Genomic DNA, 24920 nt, shown 5'->3' on the forward strand with positions numbered 1-24920 from the left:
CGATGGCAGTCAATATGATAATACCTATTAGTACAGGCAATTCCTTTGACGCCTGCGGAGTCGGCCCGTTCAGGCTCCGAAGGTGAGCTCCTCCGCCGGTTCCCAGGCGGCGTCGGTGACGGTGTCGCGGTAGCGGACGCGGGCGCCGGCGGCCGCGTCTGAGCGGATCCGGGCCTGGTGCAGCCGGCCGCCGCGCCAGGTCAGGTCGACGGTGAAGCCGCCGCGGGCGCGCAGCCCGCGGACCGAGCCGTCGCGCCAGGCCGAGGGCAGCGCGGGCAGCAGCTCGATCTCCTCGCCGTCGGATTGCAGCAGCATCTCGGCGATCGCGCCGGTGCCGCCGGAGTTGCCGTCAAAGGAGTAGATGTTCTCCGGCGCGCCCGCGATGCCGCCGGCGGAGTAGCTGAGCAGGTTGGCCTCGCTGGCGTCGGCGATCAGCCGGGTGACGTGGGCGAGCGCCCGGTCGCCGTCGAGCAGGCGGGCGTAGAAGGCGGCGAAGTTGGCCTCCACCCATTCGGTCTGCTCCCACCCGGGCGCGGCCTGCCGGCGCTCGATGGTGACCGCCGCCGCGCGGGCCAGCGAAGGGGTGCCGCGCGGGGTGATCTGCCGCTCGGGAAACACCGCGACCAGGTGCGCGGTGTGCCGATGGGCCGGATCCGCCTCCTCGAAATCCTCGAGCCATTCCTGCAACTGGCCGTGCCGTCCGATCCGGAACGGGGACAGGCGTTCCCGGGCCGCCGCTACCCGCGCGCGCAACGAAGGGTCGACGTCGAGGATGGCGGCGGCCCGGCCGCAGATGCGCAGGATCGCCTCGGCGAAGACGCGATCGGCGGTGGTGCCCATCGCGACCGAGCACTGCGCGCCGTCCGGGGCCAGGTACCAGTTCTCCGGTGACTCGGCCGGCCCGGCCACGAGCCAGCCGTGGGTCGGCTCGGGCACCAGATAGGACAGCATGAACAGCGCGGCGTCGCGGAGGACCGGGTACGCCTGCTCGCGCAGATACTCCTCGTCGAGGTTGTACTCGTAGTGCTCCCACAGCTGCAGGGCGATCCAGGTCCCGGCGGTGACGTTCAGGCCCCAGCCGATGCCGCTGCCGGGCGCGGTGTAGCCCCAGGCGTTGGCGACAGTGTGCGCAACCCAGCCGTCCGCGCCGTACATCTGCCGGGCCGTGGCGCGCCCGGTCTCGGCGAGGCGCCGGACGTACCGGACCAGCGGGGCGTGGCATTCGGCGAGATTGGCCGACTCGGCGGCCCAGTAGTTCTGCTGGGTGTTGATGTCGAGGTGGAAGTCGTTGCTCCAGCCCATGCTGCTGGCGAACCCGTCGTTCCACACGCCCTGCAACGCCAGCGGCAGCGGCGAGTCCTCCCGCGAGCCCGCGATGGTGAGGTAACGGCCGTACTGGAAGTAGAGGGCGATCAGGTCGTCGTCCCGCTCGCCCTGGGCGAGCCTTTCCCGCCGTACGTCGGTGGGCAGCGCGACGGGTTCGCCGAGGTCGAGCGACACCCGCCGGATCAGCCGTTGATGGTCCTCGAGGTGCGCGCTACGCAGCACGTCGTACCCGGTCGCGGCGACCAGCTTCTCGGCCCGCCCGACCGGGTCATCGCCGGCCCAGTCGGTGCCGACGGCGATCACCACGACCACCGCGTCCGCGCCGGTGACCGTGACCGTGTCGCTGTCGCGCCGTAGCGTTCCGCCCTCGGTCTCGAACCGGGCGCGGATCTCGACAGCCGCGCCGTCTTTCCCGTTGCTGTGCAAGGACTCGACGGCGCGGCCACTGAACGCGAGACCGGCCTCGGTGGACGTGGTCACGCCGGGCAGCACGGTGTCGTCCAGCGTGGCGGTGAAGCTGACGGCCGCCGGGCGGTCCGCGGTGAGGCGCAAGGCAATGACGCCGTGCGGGTGAGAGGCGAAGATTTCGCGTACGTGGTGAGCACCGTCCCGGTCGAACTCGACGCGGACGATGCCGGTGTCGAGGTCGAGCTCGCGACGGTAGTTCTCGGCCGCGCCGCCGTCGAAATCGAGGCGCAGCCGGGGGAGCGGCACGTTGGTGCCGAACGACGCCGGGCGGCCGGTCAGGTGCTCCTCGGCCAGCCGCTGGGCCTCGCCGTACTGCCCGGCGAACAGCAGCCGCCGGATGGCCGGGAGTTCGCGCAGGGCGGTCGGGCTCACATCGGTGTCCGACGGCGCCCCGGACCACGCGGTCGACTCGGACAGCCGGACGGTCTCGGTGCCGGTGCCTCCGTAGACCATGCCGCCGAGCCGGCCGTTGCCGATCGGCAACGCCTCGAACCAGCGTTCCGCCGGTCGATCGTAGAAGAGAACGGTGGACGACATCGGCGGTCTCCTCAGGCCAGCTGATCGCGAAGCCAGGGCAGCTGGACCGGCGCCTGGAACGTTCCGCCGCCCTCGTGCCGGTTGTACGGCCAGACCTGGATCCACTTCGGACCGGCGTAGTGATTGAAGGCGGCGTACACAGTGGACGGCGGGCAAACGTCGTCCATGAGGCCGACGGAGTACAGCGCCGGCGCCGTCGCCCGGGCGGCGAGGTTCACGCCGTCGAAGTAGGCCAGGGTGTGGAAGACCTGCTCGATCCGGTCGCGGTTGGTCGCGCAGAAGACCGACAGCTCCTGGTACGGGTACGAGTCGGTGATCTCGGTGGCGCGCCGGAAGTGGGTCAGGAACGGCACGTCGATCAGCGCGGCCCGGACGCGGTCGTGCAGGCCGGCCACCGCCTGCGCGATGCCGCCGCCCTGGCTCGCGCCGGCCACCACGATGCGGTCGGGGTCCACATCGGACAGGGTGGCGGCCAGGTCGACCGCGCGTACGGCGTCGGTGAACAACCGGCGGTAGTAGTACTGCTCAGGGTCGAGCACGCCGCGGGTCAGCACGCCGGTGTGGTGCGGCGTGCCGTCGCCGGGCAGGTCGGGGGTGTCGCCGTCGCCCTGGCCGCGGGAGTCCACCACGAGCACGGCGTATCCGGCGGCCGGCCACAGCAGCCACTCGTGTGGGCGGCCGCGCCCACCGCCGTACCCGATGAATTGCACGACGCACGGCACCGGCGCATCGGCCCTGGCCGGCACCAGCAGCCAGGCGGCCACCCGTTGACCGTCGTAGCCGGCGAACCGTACGTCGAAGACGCGCACGCCGGGCAGCAATGCGTCGAACGGCGTCAGCTCGGCCGCCAGGTCGTGCTTGCGGGCGGCGGTCAGCGTGCGGGACCAGAAGGCGTCGAAGTCGCGGGGCTCGTCGAGGGCCGGGCGGTAGTCGCGCAGCTGGGCGAGGGGAAGGTCGAACATGGCCATGGCGTCAGTCCTCGATGCGGATGAGCTGGACGAGGGCGCTGGCGTGGTCGCCCTCGGGCAAGGGGAGGGGAAGGCCGGACTGCAGCAGGACGGCTCCGGAGTGGACGGCGCCGGTGTCCTGATCGCGGTAGGTGGCATCGGGGTCGAGCGCGGTCAGCCGCAGCGGGGCGGGTTCGTGGCCGTACGGGCGCGACGGGCACCAGGCGAGCACCACGAACTGGTCCTCGTAGGCGTACCCGACCGCGGTCAGCGCGCCGTCGCCGGCCAGCCGGTACGCGGCGCCATGGTGGACCGCGGGCCGGATGCGCTTGTACGTGGCGATCAGCTCGGCGGCCTCCTTCAGCTCGTCTTCGGACCACGTGGCGAGGTCGCCGCCGACGCCCAGCGCGCCGGCCATGGCGACGTGGAACCGGAAGCGCAGCGGCGTCGCGCGGGCGGTGGCCACGTTCGGGCTGTCGGTCACCCACGCCCCCATCACCTGGGCCGGGAAGAGCTGGCTGAAGCCGTGCTGGATGCCGATCCGGTCGACCGGGTCGGTGTTGTCCGACGTCCACACCTGGTCGGTGCGGGCGAGGATGCCCAGGTCGGCTCGTCCGCCACCACCGGCGCAGGCCTCGATGCGCAGGCCCGGATGGTCGGCACGCAGCCGGTCCATGATCTGGTAGACCGCCCGCGTGTGCTCGATCCACAGCCGGTCGGGGTCGGCGTGGCCCGGCCATCCGGCCTCGGTGAACGGGCGGTTGGCGTCCCACTTGAGAAAGTCGATGTCGTGTTCGTCGACCAGCCGGTCGAGCCAGGAGTGGGCCCATTCGCGAGTGTCGGGCCGGGCGAGGTTGAGCACAAGCTGGTGCCGCATCTCCGTACGCTCGCGGTGGGCCATGTGCAGCACCCAGTCCGGATGTTCCCGGTAGAGGTCGCTGTCCGGGTTGACCATCTCCGGCTCGACCCACAGCCCGAAGAGCATGCCGAGCCGGTGCACCTCGGCCGAGAGCGGCCGCAGACCCTGGGGAAAGCGGTCCGGGTTGGGCGTCCAGTCACCGAGGCCGGCGTGGTCGCTGACCCGGCCGCCGAACCAGCCGTCGTCCACCACGAAAAGCTCGACGCTGAGCCGTGCGGCCCGCGCGGCCAGCGCCGTCTGGCCGGCCTTGTCGACGTCGAACCCGGTCGCCTCCCACGAGTTGTAGAGCACCGGCCGCGGCTCGCCGGGCTGGGGGAGCACATGCCGGCTGACGTACGCGTGCCAGGCACGGCTGGCCGCCCCGAACCCGCCGGTTGTGAAGACCCCGGCGAACACCGGCGTCTGGAGGGTCTCGCCGGGCGCCAGCGACCACGTGAGCCCCTCGTGGCCGTGGCCGCCGGTCCACGTCGTCCGGCCGGCCGGGTCGCGGTGCAGGGTGATCCGCCAACTGCCGCTCCAGGCCAGCGCCGTGCTCCACACCTCGCCGTGCTCCTCGCCGGCCGTGCCGTCGTCCAGGGCCAGCCAGGGGTTGGCGTGGTGGCTGGTCATGCCGCGCCGGCTGGTGAAGACGGTCTCGGCGGTGGCGACCTCGGCCCGGCGCAGCTGGAACTCGCTGTTCCAGCCGCCGACCAGGTGGCTCACCCGGTAGCCGCTGCGGTGCGGCAGGGTCCACGCCGCGCTGTCGCAGCGCTGCACCGTGATCGGGAGCCGTTCGTCGCGGTTCTCGACGGTCGTCCACCGTTCGATCACGTCGCTGTCGTCGTGCACCCGGTAGTGCAGGGTGAGGCGCAGCGGGTAGTGCCGGTCGTCCAGGTGGATCCGCAGGTGTCCGTCCTCGGCGTCGTGGCCGGCGTAGCGCCACTCGACGCCGCGGGTGCCGTCGGCGAAGCGCACCTGAAGGCTGGGCGGCCCGAAGCGGGCGCCACCCTCCACGGCCAGCTCTTCCGCCCCGCCGGCGGCGTCGAAGCTGCTTCCGGCCGGCGGTGTTCGCTCGGCCAGCTCCCGCGCCTGATCCGGTGTCAGCGCCGCACCCCAGTGCACGTGCCGCACGTTGTCGTCCTCGTCGAGCCGGACGGCGTACGACGTGGACGGGGTGCGCAGCAGCCACAGGCGCTGATGGGGCTCGAACAGCAGGTGGGGCATCTGGATCCTCGGTGGTGATCGTGGGAGGGTGACCGATGGGTGCGGCCGAGCGAGCGTATGGCGGCGTTCTCGGCTAAATCAATACTTGACGAAGGAAATTATTGAGCCTAGATTTCGTCCATGTTTCCCGACGTCGAGGCCGTCGCGCCCGCGGTGACCGCCGTGTTCACGGCCGTCCTGACCGAGGGTCCCATCAGCCGCGTCGCGCTGGCCCGTCGACTCGGCCTGTCCTCCGCCGCCGTCACCAAGGCGGCCCGTCCACTCATCGAGATGGGCTACCTCGAGGAACTGGCCGCGACCGAGCGGACCGGGCCGGGGGCCGGCCGCCCGGCCAGCCCCCTGGCCATCCGGGCCGACCGCGAGTTCTTCGTCGGCATCAAGATCACCGGTGACGAGCTCATCGGCGTCGTCTGCGACCTGCGCGCCGAGGTCCGGACGGCGGCGCACCGGCGGCTGGCCGTTCCGCACGTCGACCACGTCCTCACCGAGCTCGGTGAGCTGGTCGACGAGCTGCTCGACGGTCCCGGCGACTACCGGGCCCGCACCCGCCGGCTCGGGCTGGCCGTCTCCGGCGACGTCGACCGTTCCACCGGCCTGGTGCGGTACTCGCCGTTCCTGCGGTGGCACGACCTGCCCCTGCAGGAGCGGGTCGAGAAGATCACCGGGCTGACCGTCACCGTGGAGAACGACGTGAAGGCGCTGACCACCGCCGAGCACTGGTTCGGCGAGGGCGTGGGCGCCGAGTCGTTCGCGCTCGTGACCGTCGGCGCCGGCATCGGCTGCGGCCTGGTCGTCAACGGCCGGCTCGTCTCCGGCTCGCACGGCGTGGCCGGCGAGATCGGCCACATCGGCATCGACGTGAACGGCCCCGCCTGCCACTGCGGAGGCCGCGGCTGCGTCGAGGCCATCGCGGGCGCCGATGCCATCGTCCGGCAGGCCCGGGAGGCTGCCGGCCGGCCGGAGCTCACGTTCTCCGACGCGGTGGCGCTGGCCCGTGCGGGCGATGCCCCGATCGGCGCCGTCTTCGCCCGCGCCGGCGACGCGATCGGCTCCGGCATCGCCGCGGTCGCCAACCTGGTCGGCCCGTCGCGCATCGTCGTCTCCGGCGAGGGTCTGGCCGCCTACGACCTGTTCGAGCCGCACATCCGGGCCGGCTTCCAGCGGCAGGCGTTCGGCGCCGCCGCCGACTGCCCGCTCTCGATTCGCCCGCTGCCGTTCGAGGAGTGGGCGCGCGGCGCGGCCACCGTCAGCATCCAGGCTCTCGTCGCCGCCTGAGCACCCACGATCCGCGCTGCCGGTCCGGCGCGTAGGTCAAGAGCCCGGCACGACCAGGCCCGATTCGTAGGCGACCATGACCGCCTGGGCGCGGTCGCGCAGAGCCAGCTTCGCGAACAGGTTGCCGACATGGGTTTTGACCGTGTGCTCGCTGAGCCGGCGGCGGGCGGCGATCTCGGCGTTGGACAGGCCCGCGGCGATCAGGCGCAGCACGTCGGTCTCGCGGGCGGTCAGCGTCGAGATCGCCGCGGCCAGAGCGGGATCGGGGTGCCCGCGCCGGTACAGCTCGCCGAGCACCCGCGCGGTGACGGCGGGGGCGAGCAACGCGTCGCCGGCGGCCACCACGCGCACAGCGTTGACCAACTCGGCGCGGGGCGCGTCCTTGAGCAGGAAGCCGCTCGCGCCGGCGCGCAGCACCGCGTACAGGTAGTCGTCGGTGTCGTACATGGTCAGGGCCAGCACCCGGCTCGTCGTGCGCTCGCAGACCTGCCGGGTGGCGGCCACGCCGTCGAGGATCGGCATGCGCATGTCCATCAGGACGACATCGGGCCGATGTTCGACGGCCGCCCGCACCGCCTCGGCGCCGTCCGGGGCCTCGGCGACCACCTCGATGTCGGGCTCGGCGCCGAGGATCGTCGCGAACCCGGCCCGGAACAGGTCCTGATCATCGGCGAGGACGACCCGCAGCATCAGGCCCTCACCGGGGCCGGCACGGGAAGGGTGGCCTCGACCCGGAAACCCCGCCGGCCCACGGCCGCCCCGGTCAGCAGCGTGCCGCCGCAGGCCTGGGCCCGCTCCCGCATGCCCACGATGCCGTAGCCCCGCCGACCGGACCTGGTCGCGCCGCGCCCGTCATCGGTGATCGATACGGTCAGCGACCGGGCCGCGTAGTCGAGCCGCACCCGCACCGAGGCGGCGTGCGCATGGCGCACCACATTGGTCAGTGCCTCCTGCACTATGCGGTAGGTGGCCACCCCGACGTCGGCCGGCGGGGTGAACGGCGTTCCCGAGACGGCCAGGCTCGCCTCGAGACCAGTCGTGCGGACCCGGTCGACCAGGGTCGGCAACTGCGGCAGCCCGGGCTGGTCGAGCGGCCCGTCGGCGGCCTCGCGCAGACTCCCGACCGCCCGCCGCAACTGCACCACCGCGTCGCGTCCGGTTGCCGCGATGGCGGCGAACGCGGTGTCCGCCCGGTCGGGATCGCTGCGCACCAGCAGCGGCCCCGCCTCCGCCTGCACCACCATCACCCCCACCGCGTGGGTGAGGATGTCGTGCAGATCGCGCGCGATCCGGGTCCGCTCCCGCAGCACCGCCGATTCCGCCCGCTCCGCCTGCGCGATCGCCTGGGTCCGGCGGGCCCGCGACGCGGTGCCCAGCGCGTACGCCAGGACGTAGGCGATCGCCAGATAGCGCAGCACCTCCACGTCGGGGTGGGGGTAGAACAGCGAGAACACCAGGCCGGCCGCCGTGGCCGCGACGCCCAGCAGCCGGACCGGCAGCGACGAGCGTGCCGCGAACGTGTAGACACAGACCAGCGGCCCGACCGGCAGCAGCGGCGGCGCGCCGAGCGACGCCGAGACGGTCGTCGCCACGCCCACGACCAGCGCGACCGGGATCAGCGCCCGGTCACGCCACAGCACCGGCACCGACGAGAGAACCGCCAGCGGCAGCACCCACCAGTCATGCGGCCCACCCAGCAGGGCGGGCAGCACGGTGGCCACCACAGCGGCCGCGGCGACGGCGAGATTGACGTACCGGCTCATCCCGGCAGTATCGTCCGGGGCGCCGGGCGGGCGCCTCCCTCCACGGGACCAGATCCGGATCCCGCCGCGCACCGATCCGCCGGCCGTCGTTCCGGCCGAGCCTTGGCTGATGCTGACCATCGTTGCCGCCGCGCTGAGCGGCCTGCTCTGGCTCACCGGGCAGGGCCTGCACCCGATCGCCGCACTGACCTGGGTGGCCCCGCTCCCGCTGCTGCTGACTTCCCTACGCGTACGCCCGAAGTCCGCTCTCCTCGCGACGATCGTCGCCTGGACGATCGGTCAACTGGGCGCGCTGCCGTACTACCACGGAACCCTGCGGATTCCCCTGACGGCGGTGACGGGCGTGCTCCTGCTCGGCGCCGCCCTGGCCGCCGGCACCGTGCTGCTGGCCCGCGCCCTGCTGCTGCGCGGCCGTACGGTGACGGCGATCCTCGCCGCCCCCGCCTTGTGGGTCCTGGGGGAGTACGCGGCATCGCTGTTGCTCCCACACGGCGCCTGGTGGAGTCTCGCCTACACCCAGGCCGGCCTTCGCCCGGTCGTCCAGCTGACTGCCGTCACCGGCGTCTGGGGCGTCACCTACCTGCTCCTGGCCGTCCCGATCGCCGTGGCCGCCCTGATCACCCGCCCGCGACCCGCTCTCGCCTGCCTGCTCGCCCTGATCGTGACCACCGGCGGCGCGGCGGCCTGGTCACTGGCCCGGTCCCCGGCCACGCCGGAGCTGACCGTCGGCCTGGTCGCCCTGGAACAGGCGGACGACGGGCTGCCCCTCGACCAGAGCTCCGGCCGCGAGCTGCTCGCCCGATACGTCCCGCGGGTCGAGAGCCTGGTGGGCCGGGGCGCCGGGATCGTCGTGCTGCCCGAGAAGGCGTTCGGCGTCACCGACACCACCCTGCCCCGGCTCGTGGACGCGTTCCGTCCCGCCACGTCCCAGGGCGCCCGGCTGGTGGTGGGCGCGGTCCTGAAGCACGACGACACCGACCGCAACGTCGCGTTGGTGCTGGGCCCGGGCGGGGCCGTGACGACGTACGCGAAACAGCATCTGATCCCGGGCCTGGAGGACTGGCTGACCCCGGGCGCCGCCGACCTCGTCGTCGACGGGCGGTTCGGCGTCGCCATCTGCAAGGACCTCGACTTCCCCGCCCTGGTCCGCGGCTACCGGCGGGACGGCGCGACGATGATCCTGGTCCCCGCCCTCGACTTCACCGCCGACGGCTGGCTGCACAGCCGCATGGCGCTGGTCCGCGGCGTCGAGAACGGCATCACCGTCGTCCGCGCCGCGTCCTACGGCCGTCTCACCGTCACCGATCCGACCGGCCGGGTGCTGGGCGAGGCGGTGGCCGGCGATGCCGAGCTCCTCGTCGCGGCTCCGGTCACAGCGAGAAGCACAATCTATTCGCGTACGGGTGATTGGTTTCCGCTCTTGGCAGTGTTCTTGCTGGTGGCCGCCGTCGTGGTCGCCAGGAACTCGGCGGAATCCCGGCGAGTCAGCGCGAGCGCAGCTCGACGCAGCAGCGGCCCGAGTGCGGGGACAGTACCGGCGCCACGTCCTGCACGCCGAGGCCGTCGACCAGGCCGGACAGGAACGCGTGGTTGAGGCCGCAGACCAGCGCGGTGTGCCGGGCGGCCAGGGCGTGGAACGGGCAGTTGTGCAGCGTGACCGCCCCGGGGTCGGATCTCGGCTCGAAGCCCAGGGCCGCCAGCGCGCCGACCACGTCCGGCCCGGGCGGCACCACCACCGACAGGTCCCGCCCGCGGCGGTAGGCCAGGCGAGCGGCGGCCTCCGCGGTCGGCTGCTCACCGCCGGCCACCGCCTCGGCCAGGATGTCCGCGATCAGCTCGTAGCGCCGCTCGGGAATGGTCACCGCCAGGCCGTCGCCGGTCGCCTCGTAGACCTTCGGCGCCCGGCCCCGGCCGCGCGCCTCGCCGGCGGGCGCCGCATAGCGGGCCGACAGCAGGCCGACCTCGACCAGCTTGTCCATGTGGAACGCGGCCAGCGCGCGGGACATCGCGGTGGCCGCCGCCGCTTCCTCCCGGGCGACCGGGTGGTCCTGACGGCGGACGTAGTCGTACAGCGCACGCCGCGACGGCTCGGACAAGGCCGTGACGGCGTTCCACCGGTCGTCCATGCCGCCAGAATATCACCAATGGATACTCTTGAAATTTGCCTTCCACGGGCGCACGCTCGCTATTAACGCAAACTTGTGTTGGTGAAAATGGAGGCCCCGGATGACGATGGCGGCGGAACGCGTGTACCCGGTCCGGACCGAACCCGACCTGCTCGCCGCCGAGCGTGCGGCCGAGTCGTTCCTGACCGCGGTCGGCGTGGACCTGGGAGCACCCGGCCTGGCCGGGACACCCATGCGGATGGCCAAGGCGTACGCCGAGTTGCTCACCCCGCGGGAGTTCGCGCTCACCACGTTCGACAACGACGAGGGGTACGACGAGCTCGTCCTGGCCCGGTCGATCCCGGTGCGCTCGGTCTGCGAGCACCACCTGCTGCCGTTCGTCGGCGTCGCGCACGTCGGCTACCTGCCCGGCGATCGCATCCTCGGCCTGTCCAAGCTGGCCCGGGTGGTCGAGCTCTTCGCCCGCCGCGCCCAGGTTCAGGAACGCCTCACCAAGCAGGTGGCCGACTGGCTCGACACCCACCTGCGGCCGCGTGGCGTGGGTGTGGTGATCGAGGCCGAGCACTTCTGCATGAGCTTGCGTGGCGTCCAGGCCATCGGCGCGAGGACGGTGACGTCCACGCTGCTCGGCACGCTCCGCGACGACGCCCGCTCGCGTGCCGAGTTCTTCGCCGTGGCCGGCCTGGGCTCCAGCTGAAAGGAAAACGACAAGGAGGTCGTCATGCGTACACCCGTCATCTTCCTCGCCACCGGCGCCATGCTGATCATCGGCAGCCCGGCACAGGCAGCCGGATGGACCACCGTCGCCAGCCCCAGCGAGGTGCCGGGCGACAACTACCTGTACGGCGCCGACTCGTCCGGCGCGAGCAACGTCTGGGCCGTGGGGGTGGTCTACCCTCCGACCGGCGGCAGCTCGCACAGCCTGGCGTTGCGGTACGACGGGACGGCCTGGCGCCCGGTCCCGCGCACCGGCCTGCCCAGCGACGACACGCTCCGCGGCGTCGACGCGGTCTCGACCGGCGACGTCTGGGTGGTCGGCGAACATCGCGCCGGAATCGGCCGCTACGAAACCATGGCGGCCCACTGGAACGGGACGACGTGGACCCGGGAACCCACCCCGAACGGCAACCCCGACGGCATGAACCACGTCTACGGCGTCGCGGCCGCGGGCGGCACGGTGTGGGCGGTCGGCAACTATGCCGACCCGAGCTCGCCGGCCAACCGGCGGAAGCTGATCCTGCAGCGCGCGGGCGGCGCCTGGCGCGTCTCCGCCGCACCGGCACGTGCGACGTACGAGAGTCTCGCGGCCGTCGACGCCACCGGTCCGGGGGACGCCTGGGCGGTCGGTTCGGCCACCACCGACATCGCGAGCGCGCCACTGACGCCGCTCACCTTGCACTGGAACGGCACAAGCTGGGTTTCGATGACGCTGCCGGCCCCGGCCGGCACCGCGCTGACCGGCGTCGACGCGCGGACGCCCAGCGACGTGTGGGCGGTCGGGTCGACCTCCGGCGCGCAGCCCTACGTCGCGCACTTCGACGGCACGTCCTGGCGTCGCGTGACCACGCCGGCCATCGGCGGCGAGCTCACCGACGTGGTGGCGTTGTCGCCGTCGACCGCCGTCGCGGTCGGGCGGTCCAACGGCGCCCCGCTGATCCTGCGCTGGAACGGCACATCCTGGATCCGGGAATCCACCCCGGCATCGTCGAACCCCTTCCTCACGGGCGCCGCCGCGGCCGGTCCCGGCTCGGTCTGGGCGATCGGGTACCGGTTCGAGCTGAACGCGTACGCGAACCGGACGTTGACCTTGCTCGGCAGCTGAGGCCGGCGGGATTCGAACCGGTCCCGGTGAACCGTTCGCCCTGCTCGGTACGACGAACAGGGCGTGGATGGCAGCTACCTCGCCGGGCATGTGACCCTGTACCTCGCCGAGCTGCGGGCGCCGGGAGAACGAGCATGCTGACGCGACCACCGGATCCGCGGGAGGATGCCCAGCTTCTCGCGGCGGTGACCGAGGGTGACCGGGAGGCGTTCGCCGAGTTGTATCGGCGGCACCTCCCGTGGCTGCTGGTGCGGCTCGGGCGGCGGTGCTCGTCGCCGGAACTCGTTGATGAAGTCGTGCAGGACACGTTCGTCGCGGTGTGGCGGTCGGCCCGGCGGTGGGACCGCCGGGGCGAGGTGGCCGCGTGGATCTGGGGAATCGGCATCCGCCGTCTGGTCGACGCGCTGCGGCGCAGCCGGCCGCCGTCCGACGAGCTGACGGAGTTCGCCGGCGTCGAGACGTCGGCCGAGGAGCACGTGCTGCTGGCCGTCCAGTACGGCGACGTGGGCGCGGCCCTGGCAAATCTGTCGCCGGAGCTACGGGCCGTCGTGCAGGCAACTGTCCTGGATGGACTCACGACCCGGGAGGCCGCCCACTTGCTGGGCATCCCGGCCGGCACGGTCAAGACACGGATGATGCGCGCCCGCGCCCTGTTGCGGGAGCGGCTGGCATGACGGGGAGGCTGGGATGACGGGGAGGCTGGGATGACGGCATGGCACCTGGATCCGGAGGCGATCCGCCGGTACGCACAGGGAGCTGTCCCGCCGGAGCTGGCCGCCTCGGCCGAGGCGCACCTCATGAAATGTGCCGCTTGCCGGGGCGCGATCTCGGCCCATGTCGATACCCGGCGGGCAGAGGCGATCTGGCACGAGGTGGTCGACCGGGTCGACGCGCCCCGGCGGAGCGTGCCCGAGCGGATACTGGCCCGGCTCGGCGTGGGCGAGGCGACGGCGCGCCTCGTGGCCGCGACGCCGACGTTGCGGGGTCCGTGGTTGCTGGCGGTCGCGGGCGTGCTCGCGCTCGCGGCCTGGGCGGCTCAGGCCGATGAGCGCTTCCTGCTGATGTTCCTCGTGGTCGCACCCCTCGGGCCGCTGGCGGGTGTCGCGGTGGCCTTCGCGGCGGGCCTCGACCCGACCCGGGAGATCGGGCTGGCCGCGCCGTACCCGGGGCTGCGATTGCTGCTGATCCGTACGGCCGCCGTCCTGGCGGTCACTGTGCCGATCGTGGCGACGGCCGGGCTCGCGCTACCGGGCTCGAGCTGGGTGGCCGCCGCCTGGCTCCTGCCCACGGCCGGGCTCACCTGCGCCGCGCTGGCTCTGACCGGCCGCATGACGCCCGTCGTCGCCGTCGGCGTCGTGGCCACGGCATGGGTGCTGGTGACCGCCCCGGCCACCATCGCCGGTCGCCTCGACCTCGCCTTCGGCATCGGCGCTCAGGTCTTCTGGCTCGCCCTGGCAATCGGCGCCGGCGCCTGGCTCGCCGTCGCCCGCAACACCATCACGATCAAGCTGGGAAGAGGCGCATGACCACCGTACGCGTGCAGAGCGCGACCAAGTCCTTCGGCCGTACGACGGCGCTGGACAGCGTCGACTTCGAGGCCGGCCCCGGGGTGACCGGCCTGCTCGGACCGAACGGGGCGGGGAAGACAACCCTGCTCCGGATCATCGCCACCGTCCTGGCGCCGGACCGGGGCACGGTGACCCTGCTGGGCCGTAACCCGTCGCGTCCGCACGACCGTACGTGGATCCGCGAACGCCTGGGCTACCTGCCCCAGGACGCCGGTTTCCATCGGGGGTTCACGGTCTTCGAGTTCATCGACTACGTGGCGATTCTCAAGGAGATGACCGACCGGCGGGCGCGCCACGACGAAGTCCGCCGGGTCATCACGCTGACCGGATTGACGCCGGTCGGCGCCAAGCGGATCCGCGCCCTCTCCGGCGGGATGCGCCGGCGGGTCGGCCTGGCCCAGGCCCTGCTCGGCGATCCCGACCTGCTCGTCCTCGACGAGCCGACGGTCGGCCTCGATCCCGAGCAGCGGCTGCGGTTCCGGGAGATGATCTCGCACGCCGGCGAGGGGCGCACGGTGGTCATGTCCAGTCACCAGACCGAGGACATCACCGCCCTGTGCACCAGGATCGCGGTGATCCACCAGGGCCGGGCCCGGTTCACCGGTACCCCCACCGAGCTGACCGCGCAGGCCGTAGGGCGCGTGTGGACCGGCGCGCAGCGGTCACCGGCCGCGCTCGCGGCGTGGCGCACCGGCGACGGCGCCTACCGCAACGTCGGCGACCCGCCCGCCGGCGCGGAGCTGATCCCACCCACGCTGGAGGACGCGTACCTCCTGCTCATGGGCGAACCCGAGCTGGAGGTATCGCAGTCGTGACCGCCGTGTCCCGCAGCCAGGCGCCCCTGATCGGCCGGGAGGCCCGCCGCCTCGTCCGGCATCCCGTGGTGTGGCTGGCGCCCGTCATCGTCGTCGCGGCCATCAGCGTCGAGACGCCCAGCGACGGCCGGACCGCCGGCTACTGGTACGGCACCATCTTCGTTGCCGCCGCGTTCTTCGGGCCCCTGATCGTTCTCTTCGCGGCGAACCTGGTCGCCGGCAGCGCCCGCCGCAGCCGGGCCGAGGAGATGCTGACGGTGACGCCGACCACCGACATCCGCCGGGCCTGGGCGATGTGCCTCGGCGTCGCACTTCCGTTGGCCGGAGCCGGCGCCGTCGCGGCGGGCGCCATGGCTCTCATCGACAGCGTCAGCGACATCCCGCCCGCGGATCTGCTGACCGCCGGCGAGCTCGCCCAGCTTCCGTTCGTCCTCGCCGGCGCCGGCCTGCTCGGCGTCCTCGCCGCCCGCTGGATGCCCTTCGCGGGCGGCGCGCTGATTGTCTTCGCGATCGTCACCCTGGGCGGCGTCGTCCTGTTCGGCCGGTTCGACTCCGGTATCTGGTGGATGTGGTGGACGACCGAGACCACGCTCGCGGACCGGCCGCCGGTGCCGGGCGAACCGTGGCTGCACGCCGCGTACCTGGCCGGGCTCTGCGCCTGCGCCTGCGTCGCCGCCGTCTACCGCGGCCGCACCCGGCGGCTGGCTCTGGTCGGTCTGCCGGTGGTGGCCGCGACGCTCATCCTCGGCTGGCTCCAACTGTCATGATCCCATCCGTGGCGTGGGAACTCGTTCGCAGCGGCCACCTGGTGCGCAGCCTGCGCCTGGCGCCGTTCGTGCCCGCCGCGACCGCCGTTGTGGTGCTCCTGGTGGCACGCCGCGGCGGCACGCACGACGTCGTCGGAGACCTGCGCGTGCTGGGCCTGCTGCTGGCGCTGGGCGGCGGGTACGTGCTCGACGACGGCGCGGCGATCACGCTGCAAGCCAGCCCGTACGGCCTGGCCCGCCGGCTCTGGCTGCGCGTCGGCTGCGCCGCGGCTGTCGTCGCTCCGCTCTGGATGGCCATGCTCGCCCGCCTCCTGCCCTCGGCGCCGACCGGCGATCGGTGGGCCCTCGGCCTCGGCCTCACGGTCGAGCTCGCCGCCGCACTCGCCGTGGTCTGGGCGGTCGCCGCCTGGGCGCGCCGCCACGGAGTCGAGCACCCCGGCATCGTCACCACTCCCGCACTCCTGGCGTCGCTGCTGCTGGCGGCGTCGGCCGCACGGGCGCCGATGCTGGTCGGCCCCGGCCCACAATGGACGTCTGCGCACCTGCGATGGTCGGGCATCCTGATCGGCGCGACCTGCGTGCTCGCCGCCGCAATGCGCGACCCGGCCGCGCGCCCGCGCTGGACGGTCGGGCACACGCGCGAAGAAAGGCAACGCCCGGGGGTCAGGCCCGGTTGTCGGCGTTCAGCAGGTGACGGCCGAGCGGGGTGATCGTGTGGACGACCGCCCGGCCTGCCCGGCTCGTCCGGATCAGGCGGGCCTCGCGCAGCACGGCGGTGTGCTGGCTCACCGTCCCCGGGCTCACACCCACCCGGCGGGCCAGTTCGGACGTGGTCCGGCCGTCGGCCAGCGACTCGAGCAGCGAGGTCCTGGTCCGGCCGATCAGCGCGGCAACGGCCGAACCGTGCGCGGGAGGACGAACGCCGGCGCTGAGCGTGAGGTCGTGCTCGATCGGATAGACCAGGACCGGCGGCAACGTCGGGTCGCGCAGGACGTCGGGCGTGTCCCAGGACAGGTACGACGGCACCAGCAGCAGGCCACGACCGTCGAGGTGCAGCGTCTGCTCGTACGGCACGTCGACGCTCAGCACCGGCGGGTCCCAGGTCATCATCGGCCGGAAGCTGCGCAGCAGGCCCTCGGTGCCCTCGTCGAGCAGGACGCGGGCCCGGCGGGAGCGCTCGGCCTCGATGAGGGAGCGGGCGTCCGCCCAGAACGGCGCCACCACCGCGTCGAAGTGCGACCGCACGGCCGCCGCCAGCCGGTCGACCGTCTCCCGGTCGCCCTCGGCCAGCAGCCCCAGCCACGACGGGGTGGGGCCGCCGGACGCGACGAGGTGGGCCGTGTCCCGCCGCAGCTGGGCGACCGGGGTCGACCGCAGCGCCTCGATCCCGGCGGGCAGCCCGGAGGCGGCCGCGGCGGGGGTGAGGAAATCGGGGTAGTAGGCGGGGCGGACCAGCGGCATCAGGATCTCGAGATCGGCCCGCTTGCTGGCCCGCAATGCGTGCCGGCGCCACCGCCCGAAGGCCAGCGCCGGCCCCCGGCGGCGGAGCCGGAACAGGCTGAGCACGGTTTCCCAGAGCGGATCGGGCTCGGCGGCGATCCGGACCCGGACGAGGTCGCCCGGACTGAAGTGGATACGCAACACGTGGGGCCCCCGTCGCCGCCGATGTATCTACGGGGATGAGTATATGGTCACCACCACGTCGTGCATTCGAAGCTCTGGTAGTTGTTCCAGGCGGGGCCGATGTATCCCCAGCCGTAACAGGCCCGCAGCGTACGGGTCCAGTTCGCCTTGGTGGTCCACTCCTGCGAGCCGTGGCCCAGTTGGTGTGTGTAGAGCAGCCCGTCGCTGGACTGCAGGAAGATGGCCGTGCCGTACCGGTTGTTGCCCGGCTGGGTCGAGCGGGCCCACGCCCCGTCGCAGTTGTCCGAGTACCGCAACTCGACGCGGATCCCGGTCTTCGAGGCCGTGAACTCCCGCACCGTGGTCGCCGGCGAGCACCCCGACGAGCTCGGGTCCTCGCCCTCGGCCAGCGCGGGCGAACCGATCATCAACGTCCCGGCCGCGGCCGTGACCACCACCAGCGCCATCCGTGCGATCCGGCGCCGTATCCCCGTCTGCACCATGTCCTCCAAAGAAGCTTCGACATCCGTACGGGATCGACGATCGTCATCGTCCCGGGGCCGGGCAAGACGTTTTAGGCAGTACCGAAACGTGTTGCCCGGGCGTGCGCCGCCACCGGAACCTCGTGACCATGTCCGTCACGATTCATCCGCGCTCGGTCTGGGCCGAGTACGTCATCACCGACCACGACAAGGCCGCCGCGCCGCCCGCGCCCAGCGACAATCCTGACTGGAGCCCGGTCGCCGGCGTGTTCATCCACTACCGCGGCGGGGACCTGCCGGGCAACAACTACGACGATCACCCCGCGTGCGAGCTCGACATCGCCGGGGTCTACTCGGAGCACACGTCGGACGACAAATTCAACGGCGACATCGCCTACAACTTTCTGATCTGCAAGCACGGCGAGATCTACGAGGGACGGGGATTCGAGCGCGGCGAGGCCAATCACTGCGGTCACATCGGGACCTACGGGCGCAACGCGAACTTCTACTCGATCTGCGCCCTGATGCGCTCCGACCACACCGCGACCGAGCCTATGCTGCGCGCCTACCGCGACCTCATCCAGTTCCTGCGTACCGAGGCGCCACTACGCACCGGCACGGAGATCCTGCCGCACTCCTTCCACTACGAGACCAAAGACTGCGACGGCGTCTCCGACTACCCGGAGACCGAATGCCCCGGCAACCTCTCGATGTACGCCAAGCCGGGCTCGACGATCGATCCGGCCGCTCCGTGGACCGGGCTTGCCGACATCTACGTCTACGCCGCCCAGAAATGGGTGAACGCGACGTACGCGAGCGCACCCGGCTATATCCGCTGCGCGGAGGACGGCCGGACCGGCTGGGGCACGGTTCTCTCCTTGACCCAGGGGCTCCAGCAGGAGCTCGGCATCTCACCGACCGTGCAGAGCTTCGGCCCCGGCACATTCAACGCGGTCAAGGCGCGCAACAAGATGCCGCAGGAGGAGGGCAACCCGAATCTCATCCACCTCTACAACGGCGCCCTCTGGTGCAAGGGCTACTGGACGTCGACGAGCCTGGGCGCCTGGACGCTGGACTCGGCGGAGGCGCTGAAGCAGCTCTACACAGACGCCGGACTGTCCTGGTCGGACACGACGATGCGCAGGAAGATGTGGCCGTACATCTGCAAGGCGCTGATGCGGATGGACCAGTTCAAGCGGGTGCCCGGCGGTGACGTCGAGATCCAGCACATCCAGCAGCGGCTGAACGCCCGATACGTCGCCCAGGTCGGCATTCCGGCGATGGGGCTGGTTCCCTGCGACGGCTACTACTCCCGGGACGTCCAGCAGGGCTTCATGATGGCCGTGCAGTACGAGCTCGGCATCGCGCTCGGCTCGATCAACGGATACTTCGGCCCCGGGACCCAGGCCGCCCTGCGCGGGAAGGGATCCGGCACGCTCACCGGCGACCTGCGCTACCTGTTCCGCTCGGCCTGCTACTTCAACTCGCCGACGATGGAACCGGATGGGTCGGGCGGGCAGCAGCCGTACGCCTACAACGCATCGGACATCGGCACCGACCTGCCGACCGGCAGCCACCAGAGTTGGTTGCAGGCGTTCCAGCGCTTCTCGCAGATCCCGCTGACCGGCACCAACGAGTACACGACCTGGGCGCAGCTGCTCGTCTCGTCCGGCGACACCGACCGGCCGGCCACCGGCTCCGACTGCATCACCGAGATCACCGCGGCGCGGGGGCAGCAGCTGTACGCGGCCGGCTACCGGATCGTCGGCCGCTACCTCGACGAGCACCTGCCGCCGACCGATCCGTACTACCTCGGCAAGGCGCTCAAGCCGACCGAGCCGCAGACGATCCTCAACGCCGGGCTGCGGCTGTTCCCGCTGTTCCAGTACAACGGGACCCAGCTGGCCAACTTCACCTACGACAAGGGCTTCGACCAGGGGACCAAGGCGCACCTGAAGGCGATCGGGTACCGGCTGCCGGGCGGGACGTGCATCTACTTCGCGGTCGACTACGACGCGCTGGACGTCGACATCGACAGCAACGTCAAGCCGTACTTCCGCGGCGTGAAGGACGCGCTCGCCGAGGCCGGCAACTACTACTCGTTCGGCGTCTACGGATCCCGCAACGTGTGCACCCGGATCTCGCACGAGGTCGGCGCGCGCTGGTCGCTGGTCTCGGCGATGTCCTGGGGATACTCCGGCAACCTCGGGTTCCCGCTGCCGGACAACTGGTCGTTCAACCAGATCCGCGAGTACAGCTTCCAGCCCGGCTGGGGCCTGGACCACGACGTCTGGCGGGAGAACGCCGACCCCGGCGTCTCCTTCCTCGAACCCGGTCAGTGAGGATCACGATGGTCACCCGACGCAGTCTTCTCGGCGCCGCGGCGCTGGCGTTCCTCCCCGTCCCGCCGACCCGTGCCACCCCCGTCGCCGGCTGGACCCCCGACGCCGGTGCGATCACCACGTACCGGATCGAGGGCTCGCGGGCGTCGGTCGCCCTTCGCGAGGGCGACGCGGGCGCGGTCCTGCTGCACGTCGCCCGCCGCTGGCACTACGAGATCGCTCCGCTCGACACCGGCGAGGGCGGCGGCGTCGAAGGTTACCGATCCGGGGGTACGGGCAAAGCCGCGTACGAATCCCACTACCTTTCCGGTACGGCGGTGGCACTGCACCCGCGCGCCTACCCGATCGGCGGCAGCGAGTCGTTGTGGCCGCACCAGGAGGCGATCGTCCGCGACATCCTGCTCGACTGCGAGGGCACGATCGCGTGGGGAGGCGACCTCAAGCCCGCGTCGGCCGGGCATTTCCACGTCGCGGCCGCTCCGGGCGACAAGACGCTGGCCCGCGTCGCCGCACGAGTTTCCCCGGCGGCGCAGGCCAGGTCCCGGACCCAGCGGGCCGGCGCGGTCGCCGACCCGGCCATCCCGTCCCGCCGCCGGCGTGCGCTGCTCCAGCCACGCGCGCGGTGACCGCGCCGGTTCGGCCGACACGGTGGTGACGCGGAGGTGGTCGGTTCCTGGCAGGAGGCGCGGGCCGCAGCCGGCGTCAGCCCTTGACGGCGCCCTGGGTGAGGCCGCTGACGAAGTGGCGCTGGAAGGCCAGATAGACGACCACGATCGGGCCGATCACGATGAGGCTGGCCGCCGAGACGAGCGGGATGTTGGTGGAGTACTGGCCGACGAAGAAGGCGAGGCCGGTGGGTGCGGTGCGCCGGTCGGGGTCCTGCATCAGCACGATGATGAGCAGGAACTGGTTCCACGACCACATGAAGTACAGCACCCCGAGCGTCGTGATCGCCGGCCAGGAGATGGGCAGCAGGACCCGCCTCAGGACGGTGAAGCTGCGCGCGCCGTCGACGCGGGCGGCTTCGAGCAGCTCGGCCGGGATGGACGCGAAGTGGTTCTGCATCCAGTAGACGCCGAACGGCATGAACAACGCTGTTTCGGCGAGGATCGCGCCGGCGTACGAGTTGGTGAGGCCGACCTGCTGGAGGTCGAAGTACAGCGCGACCACCACCAGTTCGATCGGTAGCGTCAGGCCCAGGACGAACGCCACGGACAGCGCCCGGCCGCCGAGCGGGTTCAGCGTGGCCAGCGAGTAGCCGGCGAGGGCGGCCAGGACGAGCGCGAGCGGCACCACGCCGGCGGCGATGAGGACGCCGGAGAGCATCAGCCGGCCGAGGTTGGCGGCCTGCCACGCGTCGGCGAAGTTCGTCCAGGTCCAGGTCGGGGGGATGCTGATGCCGGAGACCTGCGCCCCGGAGGGCTGCAGCGCGGTGAGCACGATGCTCACGAACGGGAGCAGCACGGCCACGGCCATCAGGGTCAGCACGAGGTATCGCGCGGTGGTGGCTGCTCGCGGCGTCATGGCCTCTCCCGGGTGAGCCGGCGGATCGCCGTCACGAAGACGATCACGACGATGGTGAGCACCACGGCCAGCGCGGCGGCCCGGCCGATGTCGCTCTCGTTGAAGGCGAGCCGGTAGACGAGCAGGCCGGGCACGGTGGTGCGGTTGACCGGGCCGCCGTTGGTGGTGACGAAGGCCAGGTCGAAGCTGGCGAGCGCGGCGATGGTGGTGATGACGCTGGCGATGGTGATCTCGCCGCGCAGGGCGGGCAGCGTGACGGTGAAGAACCGGCGCACCGCCCCGCCGCCGTCGAGGGCGACCGCCTCGTACAGCGAGACGTCGATCTTCTGCGCCCCGGCCAGGAACAGCACCATGCACAGGCCGCTCATCGCCCAGGTGCCGATGAGGCCCAGCGCGATCAGCGCGAAGTTGTAGTCGCCCAGCCAGGCTCGGGTGACGCCGCCGAGGCCGACGGCGCGCAGGGCCTGGTTGACCAGCCCGTCGTCGGCGTACAGCCACCGCCAGGTGATGCCGACGGCGACCATCGGCAGCACCTGGGGGAGGAAGAAGACGACCCGGAACCCGGTCATGCCGCGCACGCCGCCCTGCAGCAACGCCGTCAGCAGCAGCCCGATCGCGCACGGGATGACCGCGAAGAACCCGATCAGGACGATGGCGTGCCACAGCGCGGGCCCGATCGCCGGGTCGGTGAGGACGCTGCGGTAGTTGGACAGGCCGGCCGGGGTGGCCGCCGAGATGCCGTCCCAATGCAGGAACGACATGTACGCGGTGTGCACCGCCGGCCAGAGCGCGAAGCCGGCGTACACCAGCCCGGCCGGCGCCACGTACGCCAGGGCGGTCAGCCGGCGTACGCGGCGCGCGGTGGTGTTGCCGTCAGGCATGGTATTGGTTCCACGACTCCTGCAGGTCGGCGAGGAACTTCTCGGGCGTCGTCTTGCGGCTCAGCAGCCCCTGCACGCCGGCCGTCAGCCGGTCGATCATGTTGGGGGACGCGAAGTCCGGGAACGGGACGATGCCGTTGTCGTCGACGACCGTCTTGAAGCCGCCGGCGATGTCGGCGAGCACGCCGGTCGCCGTCGGCTGCACGGTGTTGTTGACCGGCATGAAGCCCGTGTCGAACTGGATCGTCGCCGCCTTCTCCGAGCGCATGAAGTCCAGGAAAGCGGCGGCTTCGTTCGGATGCTTGGTCTTTGCCGAAATGGAGTAGGCGACACTGGCCCCGGAGGCCACGGCCGACGCCCCGGGCAGCAGGAAGAAGCCCACCTTGTCGCCCATCTCCTTGGCGATCGCGCCGGCGGCCCAGTTGCCGGTGATGAGGTAGGCGCTCTTGCCCTGCACGAAGTTCGCCTGGGCGTCGCTGTCGGCCGTGGCGTTGGCCGACGCCGGCACGTACCCGGCGGCGGACCAGTCGGCGAGCTTCTGCGCGGCCTTCTTGGCGCCGTCCGTCACGATGGTCGCGCCGGGCTTGCCGTAGACCCAGTCGCGGTACTGCTGCTCGTCGCCGAGGACGTTGGTCAGGGCGTTCCACACCTGGAAGCCGCCCACCTGCAGGGCGCCGACGCTCAGCGGGGTGGTGCCGGCGCGCTTCGCCGCGGCCAGGCTCTGCTCGAACTGGCCGAGCGTGGTGGGCGGCTGGGCGACGAGAGACTTGTTGTAGTAGACGCCGAGCACCGAGAGGGCGCCGGGCACGGCGTACAGGCCGCCGGTGCCGTACTGCTTCGCCGACGCGTCGGATTTGAGCACCTCGAGGCTCGACGCCGGGAACCCGCTGCTCCAGCCATAGGCCTTCTCGTACGGGCTGAGGTCGTAGACGAGTCCGGCCGGCACCAGCGAGCGCATGGCGCCGGGGTTGTACTCGGCGATGTCGGGCGGGGTCGGAGAGGCCATCGACAGCTTGATCGACTTGACGTAGTCGGAGAACGGCGTCTGCTGGCCGGTGATGGTGATGTTGGGGTGCTCGGCGTGGAACGCGTCGATGAGCGCCTTGGTGGGCGGGTCGTCGGTGTAGGCCAGGGTCAGCGTCACCTGGTCGGCGGTCAGCGAGGTCGAGACGTCGGTCGGGGCGGCGGGCTTGCCGCCGCTGGTGTCGGCGCAGGCCGCGAGCGCCGCGATGGCGACCGCGGCGGTGAGCGGACGGAAAAACGTGCCTCTCATCTGTTCTCCTGTGACAGCAGGGATGGTGTTTCGAGTCGCTCGCGTTCGACCCACGACAGCGAGTGGTGGATCGCCCCGTGGACGATGGCGTCCGGGCCGAGGGCGGAGATCTCCAGGCGCGGCTGGCCGAGCCGCTCGGAGCGCAGCGCGCCGGCGAGCGCATCGAGCAGCGCCGCGCCGAGCACCGCCAGGTCGCCGCCGATGACGATGACCTCGGGATCGAGCAGCGCCCGGATGGCGGCGATGCCCTTGGCGAACCGGCCGCTGATCTCGTGGACCGCGGCCAGCGCCCAGGCGGCGCCGGCCTCCGTCGCGGCGGCCAGCTCGGGCAGCGTCGGCGGGCCGCTCAGCCCGCCCTCGCGCGCCGCGATCCGCAGCAGCTCGCGGCTGCCGACCCAGCGCTCGAACGGGCCGAGGTCCTCGTCGTCGGAGGGGGAGCCGGGCTCGGCAACCGCGCCCGGCCCGGCGACGTCGAGGTAGCCGAGGTCGCCGGCGTCGTTGGAGGCGCCGCGCCAGAGCTCGCCGCGCAGGACGATGCCGGCGCCGATCCGCTCGCCCCAGTCGACGAAGACCAGCGCCTGCTCGGCGTGCGGGGTGCCGCGCCACCGCTCACCCGTGGTGGCGAGCTTGATGTCGTTGTCCACGGCGACCGGGGCGTCGACCGCGGCCCGGACGCCGTCGAGGATCGCGTCGCCGACCGCCTCGGGCAGGCTCACGCTGAGGGTGACCCGGCCGGTGGCGTGGTCGACGATGCCCGGGGCGGCGGCGGTCGCGTGCCAGACGCCGTCGCGGCCGATGCCGGCCCGCTCGAGCAGGCCCGCCACGGCCGTGCCGATCGACTCGGCCAGCGCCGGGCCGCTCGAGCGCCGCAGCGGGCCGGTGGTCTCGGCGGTGACGTCGCCGGCGAGGTCGGCGAGAACCAGCCGGACCTGCCGGGGCTGCACGTCGACGGCCAGGACGTGGCCGGCCTCGGCGCGGAAGCGGACCATCTGCGGCGGGCGGCCGGCCGGGCTGGCGGCGCGGTCGGGCGCGGAGATCTCGACCAGGCCGGTCGACTCGAGCACCGCGAGCGAGCGGGTGACCGCCTGACGGGAGAGCCCGGTCTGCTTGGCGAGCTCGGAGACGCTCGCCCGGCGCGCGTCGCGCAGCCGCCGCAGGATCGCGGACGCGTTCACCTCCAGCATGAACTTCGTGCCGACGGCGACGTCCTTGTCCATACCCGTTCTCCTTTCCTGTGGCCGGTACCGTAACATACTTAC

23 protein-coding genes are annotated in these 24920 nt (G+C 72.2%); 11 read left to right on the plus strand and 12 right to left on the minus strand.

Translation table 11 applies throughout. The features are described from left to right. Window positions 1-69 precede the first annotated feature (69 nt). Genes ACIA5D_RS39045 through ACIA5D_RS39055 form a run of 3 tightly spaced genes read right to left on the minus strand, consistent with a single transcriptional unit; the run spans window position 70 to window position 5400 of the window. A complete protein-coding gene (locus ACIA5D_RS39045; RefSeq protein WP_396035537.1) occupies window positions 70-2331 on the minus strand; it encodes a glycosyl hydrolase family 95 catalytic domain-containing protein in 2262 nt (753 codons plus the stop codon). 11 nt (window positions 2332-2342) lie between these two features. Then, a complete protein-coding gene (locus ACIA5D_RS39050) occupies window positions 2343-3299 on the minus strand; it encodes an acetylxylan esterase (RefSeq protein ID WP_396035538.1) in 957 nt (318 codons plus the stop codon). A gap of 4 nt (window positions 3300-3303) precedes the next feature. Continuing rightward, window positions 3304-5400 carry an alpha-galactosidase gene (locus ACIA5D_RS39055; protein ID WP_396035539.1) on the minus strand — a complete coding sequence of 699 codons (2097 nt, stop codon included), beginning with the start codon at window positions 5398-5400 and terminating at the stop codon, window positions 3304-3306. A 120-nt stretch (window positions 5401-5520) separates the two neighbouring features. Between ACIA5D_RS39055 and ACIA5D_RS39060 the strand changes: the two genes are divergently transcribed. Beyond that, window positions 5521-6675, plus strand: coding sequence for an ROK family protein (locus ACIA5D_RS39060; protein ID WP_396035540.1), 1155 nt, complete (start codon window positions 5521-5523; stop codon window positions 6673-6675). 36 nt (window positions 6676-6711) lie between these two features. Here ACIA5D_RS39060 and ACIA5D_RS39065 read toward each other — a convergent pair whose 3' ends face one another. Together ACIA5D_RS39065 and ACIA5D_RS39070 are read right to left on the minus strand one after the other, a co-directional pair. After that, on the minus strand, window positions 6712-7365 hold the full coding sequence (locus tag ACIA5D_RS39065) for a response regulator (RefSeq protein ID WP_396035541.1): 654 nt from the start codon (window positions 7363-7365) through the stop codon (window positions 6712-6714). Continuing rightward, on the minus strand, window positions 7365-8438 hold the full coding sequence (locus ACIA5D_RS39070; protein WP_396035542.1) for a sensor histidine kinase: 1074 nt from the start codon (window positions 8436-8438) through the stop codon (window positions 7365-7367). Before ACIA5D_RS39070 ends, ACIA5D_RS39065 begins: the two co-directional genes overlap by 1 nt. Before the next feature lie 109 nt (window positions 8439-8547). On the opposite strand from ACIA5D_RS39070, the gene ACIA5D_RS39075 reads away from it, so the two are divergent. Continuing rightward, window positions 8548-10032 carry a nitrilase-related carbon-nitrogen hydrolase gene (locus ACIA5D_RS39075; protein ID WP_396035543.1) on the plus strand — a complete coding sequence of 495 codons (1485 nt, stop codon included), beginning with the start codon at window positions 8548-8550 and terminating at the stop codon, window positions 10030-10032. On the opposite strand, the gene ACIA5D_RS39080 is transcribed toward ACIA5D_RS39075, so the two are convergent. After that, window positions 9923-10564 carry a helix-turn-helix transcriptional regulator gene (locus tag ACIA5D_RS39080; protein WP_396035544.1) on the minus strand — a complete coding sequence of 214 codons (642 nt, stop codon included), beginning with the start codon at window positions 10562-10564 and terminating at the stop codon, window positions 9923-9925. The two genes, ACIA5D_RS39075 and ACIA5D_RS39080, sit on opposite strands and share 110 nt — an antisense overlap. Before the next feature lie 100 nt (window positions 10565-10664). Between ACIA5D_RS39080 and folE the strand changes: the two genes are divergently transcribed. From folE to ACIA5D_RS39115, 7 genes are all read left to right on the plus strand, one after another. Beyond that, entirely contained in the window at window positions 10665-11261 is a 597-nt protein-coding gene (folE, locus tag ACIA5D_RS39085; protein ID WP_396035545.1) for a GTP cyclohydrolase I FolE, read from the plus strand. Window positions 11262-11285: 24 nt separating this feature from the next. Continuing rightward, window positions 11286-12386 (plus strand): hypothetical protein, encoded by a 1101-nt coding sequence (locus ACIA5D_RS39090; RefSeq protein WP_396035546.1) that lies wholly within the window; start codon window positions 11286-11288, stop codon window positions 12384-12386. A 134-nt stretch (window positions 12387-12520) separates the two neighbouring features. Further along, window positions 12521-13060 carry an RNA polymerase sigma factor gene (locus ACIA5D_RS39095; RefSeq protein WP_396035547.1) on the plus strand — a complete coding sequence of 180 codons (540 nt, stop codon included), beginning with the start codon at window positions 12521-12523 and terminating at the stop codon, window positions 13058-13060. Window positions 13061-13090: 30 nt separating this feature from the next. Further along, the gene (locus tag ACIA5D_RS39100) at window positions 13091-13912 is read left to right on the plus strand and encodes a hypothetical protein (protein ID WP_396035548.1); all 822 of its coding nucleotides are present in this window, start codon (window positions 13091-13093) and stop codon (window positions 13910-13912) included. Further along, window positions 13909-14769, plus strand: a complete 861-nt coding sequence (locus ACIA5D_RS39105; RefSeq protein ID WP_396035549.1) for an ATP-binding cassette domain-containing protein — start codon at window positions 13909-13911, stop codon at window positions 14767-14769. Before ACIA5D_RS39100 ends, ACIA5D_RS39105 begins: the two co-directional genes overlap by 4 nt. Further along, window positions 14766-15536 carry a hypothetical protein gene (locus ACIA5D_RS39110; RefSeq protein WP_396035550.1) on the plus strand — a complete coding sequence of 257 codons (771 nt, stop codon included), beginning with the start codon at window positions 14766-14768 and terminating at the stop codon, window positions 15534-15536. The genes ACIA5D_RS39105 and ACIA5D_RS39110 overlap by 4 nt, the downstream gene beginning before the upstream one ends. Before the next feature lie 8 nt (window positions 15537-15544). Next, on the plus strand, window positions 15545-16246 hold the full coding sequence (locus ACIA5D_RS39115) for a hypothetical protein (RefSeq protein WP_396035551.1): 702 nt from the start codon (window positions 15545-15547) through the stop codon (window positions 16244-16246). On the opposite strand, the gene ACIA5D_RS39120 is transcribed toward ACIA5D_RS39115, so the two are convergent. Together ACIA5D_RS39120 and ACIA5D_RS39125 are read right to left on the minus strand one after the other, a co-directional pair. Next, the gene (locus ACIA5D_RS39120) at window positions 16200-17180 is read right to left on the minus strand and encodes an ArsR/SmtB family transcription factor (protein ID WP_396035552.1); all 981 of its coding nucleotides are present in this window, start codon (window positions 17178-17180) and stop codon (window positions 16200-16202) included. The genes ACIA5D_RS39115 and ACIA5D_RS39120 overlap by 47 nt on opposite strands. Before the next feature lie 47 nt (window positions 17181-17227). Next, a complete protein-coding gene (locus ACIA5D_RS39125; protein WP_396035553.1) occupies window positions 17228-17626 on the minus strand; it encodes a DUF2690 domain-containing protein in 399 nt (132 codons plus the stop codon). Window positions 17627-17790: 164 nt separating this feature from the next. On the opposite strand from ACIA5D_RS39125, the gene ACIA5D_RS39130 reads away from it, so the two are divergent. Beyond that, complete coding sequence (locus tag ACIA5D_RS39130; RefSeq protein WP_396035554.1) at window positions 17791-19983, plus strand: glycoside hydrolase domain-containing protein; 2193 nt, start codon at window positions 17791-17793, stop codon at window positions 19981-19983. Window positions 19984-19991: 8 nt separating this feature from the next. Beyond that, window positions 19992-20609 (plus strand): hypothetical protein, encoded by a 618-nt coding sequence (locus ACIA5D_RS39135; RefSeq protein ID WP_396035555.1) that lies wholly within the window; start codon window positions 19992-19994, stop codon window positions 20607-20609. Between the two features lie 76 nt (window positions 20610-20685). On the opposite strand, the gene ACIA5D_RS39140 is transcribed toward ACIA5D_RS39135, so the two are convergent. Genes ACIA5D_RS39140 through ACIA5D_RS39155 form a run of 4 tightly spaced genes read right to left on the minus strand, consistent with a single transcriptional unit; the run spans window position 20686 to window position 24878 of the window. Then, entirely contained in the window at window positions 20686-21507 is an 822-nt protein-coding gene (locus ACIA5D_RS39140) for a carbohydrate ABC transporter permease (protein WP_396035556.1), read from the minus strand. Beyond that, on the minus strand, window positions 21504-22388 hold the full coding sequence (locus ACIA5D_RS39145; protein ID WP_396035557.1) for a carbohydrate ABC transporter permease: 885 nt from the start codon (window positions 22386-22388) through the stop codon (window positions 21504-21506). The genes ACIA5D_RS39140 and ACIA5D_RS39145 overlap by 4 nt, the downstream gene beginning before the upstream one ends. Then, entirely contained in the window at window positions 22381-23661 is a 1281-nt protein-coding gene (locus tag ACIA5D_RS39150; RefSeq protein WP_396035558.1) for an ABC transporter substrate-binding protein, read from the minus strand. Before ACIA5D_RS39150 ends, ACIA5D_RS39145 begins: the two co-directional genes overlap by 8 nt. After that, a complete protein-coding gene (locus ACIA5D_RS39155; RefSeq protein WP_396035559.1) occupies window positions 23658-24878 on the minus strand; it encodes an ROK family transcriptional regulator in 1221 nt (406 codons plus the stop codon). Before ACIA5D_RS39155 ends, ACIA5D_RS39150 begins: the two co-directional genes overlap by 4 nt. Window positions 24879-24920: the final 42 nt, after the last annotated feature.

Origin of the sequence: Actinoplanes sp. NPDC051513 (assembly GCF_044454685.1) — a bacterium.
Lineage (GTDB): Bacteria > Actinomycetota > Actinomycetes > Mycobacteriales > Micromonosporaceae > Actinoplanes.